This is a genomic window from Streptomyces sp. ID05-39B (assembly GCF_033794725.1).
GTDB lineage: Bacteria > Actinomycetota > Actinomycetes > Streptomycetales > Streptomycetaceae > Streptomyces > Streptomyces bobili.
Genome location: NZ_JARGEF010000376.1, coordinates 1 through 5412 on the forward strand (window position 1 = coordinate 1; position 5412 = coordinate 5412).

Consider the following 5412-nt stretch of genomic DNA (forward strand, 5'->3'; position numbering starts at 1 on the left):
GCCCGGCGACTCCTGGGACAGGGCGTCCGGTGGCGCCCCGGCAGGTGCGGCGCCGTCGTGGCCGGGCGCGCAGTTCCCCGCGCCCCTGGTGGGCTGACGAGCCCGGCGACTCCTGGGACAGGACGTCCGGTGGCGCCCCGGCAGGTGCGGCGCCGTCGTGGCCGGGCGCGCAGTTCCCCGCGCCCCTGGTGGGCTGACGGGCCCGGCGACTCCTGGGCCAGAGGTCCCTGGTTTCGGCGCCGTTGGGTCAGGGGGTGTCCGGGGGGAACGGGGTGGCCTGGTGGTAGTACATGCGCCAGCCTGATTCCGGGGTCTGCCTGCGCCACAGTGAGGTTCGGTGGGCCCGGTGGCCGGCGAAGGCGGTGGTGTACGTGAGGTGGACCAGGCCGGGGGCCAGCAGCACGCCCCTGATCGCCGACGGCTCGTAGCGGGGGCCCGTCGGCGAGCTGCCGGAGTGGTCGGGGAGTTCGGCCACCGTCTCCGCGTACGTGTAGCGGCGGCCGGACGCGCCCACCTCGGTGAACTCGGGGTCGAGCAGGCGGACGGTCTCGGCGCGGGAGGCGCGCACGGCGGGGTCCATGAGGCTCAGTTCGCCCGCGACCGCCGCGGCCACGTCGTCGGAATCCTGGGTCACCCGCACATGATCGCGCATGGCCGGGCACCTCCCGCAACCGAGTGGTGCCGTCACCCCGTGGCGTCCACCAGGGCCAGCTCGTGCAGGCGGTCCGGCGGGCCGGGGCGGGCGTAGTACCAGCCCTGGGCCGTGTCGCAGCCCAGTATGCGCAGTTGTTCGGCCTGGGCGCCGGTCTCCACACCCTCGACGGTGACCGCGAGGTCCAGGCTGTGGGCGAGCGACACGATCCCCTCGACGATCTTGAGGTCGACGGGGTCCGCCGGGAACTGCTGCATGCTCTGGGTGAAGGAGCGGTCCAGCTTGAGGACGCTCACCGGCAGCCGGCGCAGGTTGGCGAGGTTGGAGTAACCGGTTCCGAAATCGTCCAGGGCGATGTCGACGCCCATCTCGGCCAGCCGGCGCAGCGGCTTGAGGAGGTCGTCGTCGGCGCCGATCAGAGCCGACTCGGTGACCTCCAGGCAGAGCGCCTCGGGCGAGACGCCGGCGCGTTCCAGGATGTCGACGGTGTCCTGCACCAGCCCGGGGTGGGTGAGCTGGCACGGCGAGAGGTTGACGTTGATGCGCAGCGGGCCCGGCTCGCCGCACCGCTCCCGCCAGTGGCCGACCTGGCGCACCGACTGCTCCAGGACCCAGCGGCCCAGCGGCACGATCAGCCCGGTGTGCTCGGCGAGCGGGATGAACCGGTCGGGGCCGAGCACACCGTGCTGAGGGTGCAGCCAGCGCACCAGGGCCTCGGCGCCGCGCACGCTGCCGTCGCCGAGGTGGACGAGCGGCTGGTACTCGATGAAGAACTCGCCCCGCTCCAGCGCGGCCGGCAGGGCCGTGGTCAGACCGTGGCGGGTGATGGCACGGGCGTCGGCCTCGGGGTCGGCCAGCTCGAAGCGGTTGCCGCCCGCCGACTTGGCCCGGTACATGGTGATGTCGGCGCTGCGCAGCACCTCGGCGGGGCTGCGCTCCCCCGCCGGGCCCTCCACGATGCCGATGCTGCCGCGCACGGTCAGTTCACGGCCCTCGATGCGCACGGGCGCGACCAGGGCGTTCATGATCCGGGTGGCGAGGTCGTCGACCTCGTGGTGGGTGTCGGGGCCGGTGGTCAGCGCCACGAACTCGTCGCCGCCGAGCCGGGCGACCATCTCGCCGGGCGCGGTCGCGCAGGACTGCAGGCGGTCGGCGACCTCGACGAGCAGCCGGTCGCCGGCCGCGTGCCCGAGGCTGTCGTTGATGGTCTTGAAGCCGTCCAGGTCCAGGTAGCACAGGCCGAAGCGCTGGCCCTCCCCGGCGGCCAGGACCTTCTCCAGGCGCTCGAAGAACAGGGTGCGGTTGGGCAGGCCGGTGAGCGCGTCGTGGGTGGCCTCGTAGCGCAGCCGGAGGTTGAGCAGCCGGCGCTCGGTGGTGTCCTCCATGAGCGCCAGCTGATACTGCGGCTGCCCGTCGGGGTCCCGCAGCAGCGAGACGGTCAGATTGGTCCACAGGACCGTTCCGTCAGGGCGGTAGAACGCCTTCTCTACGTGGTAGTGCTCGCGTTCGCCGCGCACCAGCTCGTCGTAGAGCCGCCAGACCTGGGGCGCGTCGTCGGCGTGCGTCCACTCGCTGACGTTGCGCCCGCGCACGGCCTGCTCGCCGCCGCCGAACATGCGCACCAACGCCCCGTTGACCTCAAGGATGTTGCCCTGCAGGTCGGCGATGCCGATTCCTATCGCGGCGCCCTCGAAGACCGCGCGGAAGCGGGCCTCGCTGGCGTGCAGCGCCTGCGCCACCACGCCCTGGGCCCGCAACGCGGCCTGGGCGATGGCCTCCTGCTCGGCAAGCGTGCGCTCGCGCAGCTCCTGGGCGAACCCGGCGGCCATGGCGTGCTGGAGCCGGGAGCAGCGGGTGCGCAGGTCCTCCTGGGGTCCGTCCTCGCCGCAGTAGAGCACCAGGTAGGCGTCGACGCAGTCCAGACTGCGGGCGAGGGCCTCCGGGTCGGTGCAGTGGGCGCCGACGAGGGCGGCCCCGACCGCCTTGGGGGTCTCCGCCTCGAAACTCCTGGCGCGCAGCGCCTCGCTCAGCCGCCGGGCCAGCGGCAGGAGTTGCTCCTCCAGCTCCGGCCGGGTCAGCGACGTGGAGGTGACCGGGAACACCGCCCGGCTCCAGATCGTCGCGAACCGCCGCAGTCTGTCCTCCGGACCGTCCGGCTCGGCGGTCACGAAGTGCGCCCCACGCCCGCGAAACCGGAGAAGGCATACGGATCCTCGTCCTCCGGTGCCGTGTCCGGCCGCCAGTGCGGCATCGGCACCAGTCCCGGTTCCACCATGTCGTACCCCTCGAAGAACCGCGCGATCTCGTCACGCGAGCGCATGACCAGCGGGTTGCGAATGTCCTTGTACACGTCCACCGCGCCCTCGGCCCGCCCGGGCGGCAGCGGGATTCCCTCGTACGAGGCGTGCGTGAGGACGAGCAGGCTACCGGGCGCGAGCGCGGCGGTCAGCTCGGCCACCGCGGAGTACGGGTCGTCCCTGTCTTCCACGAAGTGCAGTATGGCAACGAGGAGCAGCGCCACGGGCCGCTCCAGATCTATCAGTTGCTCCACCGGTCCGCTGGCGAGGATGTCGCGTGGCTTGAGCAGATCGGCGGCGACGACGTCGGCGTCCGCCTGGCCCTCCAGCACCACCTGGCTGTGCGCGACGGCGACCGGGTCGTGGTCGACGTAGACGACACGGGCGCCGGGGCGGGCCTCCCGGGCCACCTCGTGGACGTTGCCGAAGGTCGGGATGCCGGAACCGATGTCGAGGAACTGGGTGATGCCCGCGTCGGCCGCGTAGCGCACCGCGCGGCGCATGAACGCCCGGTTCGCCTGCATGATCTTGGGGAGTCCCGGCATGAACTCCATGGCCTTGCGGGCCGCTTCCCGGTCGACGTCGAAGTTGTGCGAACCGCCCAGGTAGTAGTCGTAGATCCGCGAGACACTGGGCACGGAGATGTCGATGCTCCGTGGGGCCCAGGCGGGACGTTCCATCTGTCTCTCCAAGGCGTAGGCGATCCGGTGTTCGAGCAGAGGCTACTGATCGCCCGCCAACAGAGCGAGCGGAAACGGAAATTGACCGTCCGTTCCCGGTCACTGCCTGCGGCACGTGCCTCGACGACACACCGGAAAGTGCCCAGGAAAAGTACCGGATGTGACACAGCACAGAGGTCCGCCCCCTCCGTGCGGCGCGGAGGGGGCGGACCGGGGCCGGACGAGCCGTCGCAGAAGCGGGGATCAGCCCTGGGGAGGTGATCTCTACTGCTCGGGCGCGCCGACCAGCTTGCCGTCGGGGGCCACGGCGTACCAGGTGCCGCCGACGCCCTGACCGTTGATGTCCCCGGGGGCCTTGTCACCGGAGAAGGTGTAGATCGGCGAGCAGTTGACGGTCATCTGCTTGACGCCGTCGGGCCGGGTGAAGCTCATCAGGCCCTTCTTCTGGACGCCCTCGGTGTCGTTGGTGGCGACGGGCGCGACGGCCGGCCACTTCTGCACGCAGGCGCCGAGGCACGCGGTGACCGGCTTCGGCCATGCCTGGTCCTTGACGAAGCGGTAGACTGTCATGCCATTCTTGTCGACGACGATGTCGCCGAGGTTGGGGTCCTTGCGCACGGACAGACCGGCCGCGGCGGAGGCCGACTTGGCCTTCTTGCCGTCGGGGGCCAGCGCGAACCACTTGCCGCCGACGCCCTGGCCGTTGGTGTCACCGGCGTTGGTGTCCTTGGCGTAGCGGTACACGGGCCAGCCGTCGACGGTCAGCTGCTTGGTGCCGTCGGTACGGGTGACCTCGCCGAGCAGCGACTTGTCGATGCCGTCGCCGGCGGTGGCGTCGTCGGCCGGTACGGGCGGCCAGGCCGTCGCGCAGTCGCCGTCACAGTTGGACTTGGGCGGTTGCGCGGTGTCCGCGTCGAAGCGGTACAGCGTCATACCGGCGGCGTCGATCACCACCTTGCCCAGCTCGTCGTTGGCCGAGACGGCAAGCTGGCCCGCCGTACCGGCCTGGGCGGCGCCGCCCGCGCCGACGGCCCCCGGAGCACTGGCGCTGGGGCTGGTGCCCGCGCCGACACCTCCGTAGCCGCTGCCCACGCCGGCGACGGTGCCGGCCGGGGCCGTGACACCCACGTTCTGGCTGGACGCAGCGGTACCGCCTTCCTGACCGCACGCCGTCGTCAGCGCCAGAACAGACACAGCGCTCGCCACGAGTGAGGCGCTCCGCCAGGAGGTCTTCATCTTCAACTCCCCGATCTTCCCAAGGGTGTTGCAGCGCCCTGCTGCGCCGCCGCACAGCCATGGATACGCACACCGGGGGTCGTTGTGTTCAAACGCGGCACAGAATTCTTTTCGCCGCCTGTGCCGCCACCCGCTTCGGGCCACCCACAACTCGTCCAGGCCGCTCGCCCGAGCGACTCGCACACGAGTACGCGCGGCCGGACGTACGAGCGCCCGCCGGACAACCCCGGAGAAGCGGGCTTCCCCCATTCGGGGCAATGACCCCCGCACGCGGGCGTGTGCCCGCGCGCAAGGCCCCATGATCTCGTCGTGCATGGATCCGAATCGACCCGATCCGCCCTCGTGACCAGGGCTTTGACCCTGGCGACCGTGGCCTGGATCCTCATGGCCGCCCCGGCCGGGACGGCCGGGGCCGACGCCTGCGCGTACGCCTCCACGGGCCCGGACGGCACCGACGCGGTGGCGGTCGCGGGAAACCGCGGGTGGCCTGCCCCGCCGGGGTGTCCGCCGACGCCGCCGAAGCCCGAACCCCCGCCCCCACCGAAGC

4 protein-coding genes are annotated in these 5412 nt (G+C 71.8%); all 4 read right to left on the minus strand.

The window, feature by feature from the left end; translation table 11 throughout:
- Positions 1–247: 247 nt before the first annotated feature.
- The 4 genes from P1P75_RS39345 to P1P75_RS39360 all read right to left on the minus strand — a co-directional run bounded on the left by P1P75_RS39345 (position 248) and on the right by P1P75_RS39360 (position 4865).
- The gene (locus P1P75_RS39345) at positions 248–652 is read right to left on the minus strand and encodes a DUF4440 domain-containing protein (RefSeq protein ID WP_319264421.1); all 405 of its coding nucleotides are present in this window, start codon (positions 650–652) and stop codon (positions 248–250) included.
- 32 nt (positions 653–684) lie between these two features.
- Positions 685–2820 carry an EAL domain-containing protein gene (locus P1P75_RS39350; RefSeq protein ID WP_319264422.1) on the minus strand — a complete coding sequence of 712 codons (2136 nt, stop codon included), beginning with the start codon at positions 2818–2820 and terminating at the stop codon, positions 685–687.
- Positions 2817–3629, minus strand: a complete 813-nt coding sequence (locus P1P75_RS39355) for an SAM-dependent methyltransferase (RefSeq protein WP_319264424.1) — start codon at positions 3627–3629, stop codon at positions 2817–2819. The genes P1P75_RS39350 and P1P75_RS39355 overlap by 4 nt, the downstream gene beginning before the upstream one ends.
- A 264-nt stretch (positions 3630–3893) precedes the next feature.
- The gene (locus P1P75_RS39360) at positions 3894–4865 is read right to left on the minus strand and encodes an SCO0930 family lipoprotein (RefSeq protein ID WP_319264426.1); all 972 of its coding nucleotides are present in this window, start codon (positions 4863–4865) and stop codon (positions 3894–3896) included.
- Between the last annotated feature and the right edge of the window lie 547 nt (positions 4866–5412).

What these genes read in the sequence shown, in the direction of transcription:
- P1P75_RS39360 (WP_319264426.1), bottom strand. Translation starts at nt 4,865, where the DNA reads ATGAAGACCTCCTGGCGGAGCGCCTCACTCGTGGCGAGCGCTGTGTCT.
- P1P75_RS39345 (WP_319264421.1), bottom strand. Translation starts at nt 652, where the DNA reads ATGCGCGATCATGTGCGGGTGACCCAGGATTCCGACGACGTGGCCGCG.
- P1P75_RS39355 (WP_319264424.1), bottom strand. Translation starts at nt 3,629, where the DNA reads ATGGAACGTCCCGCCTGGGCCCCACGGAGCATCGACATCTCCGTGCCC.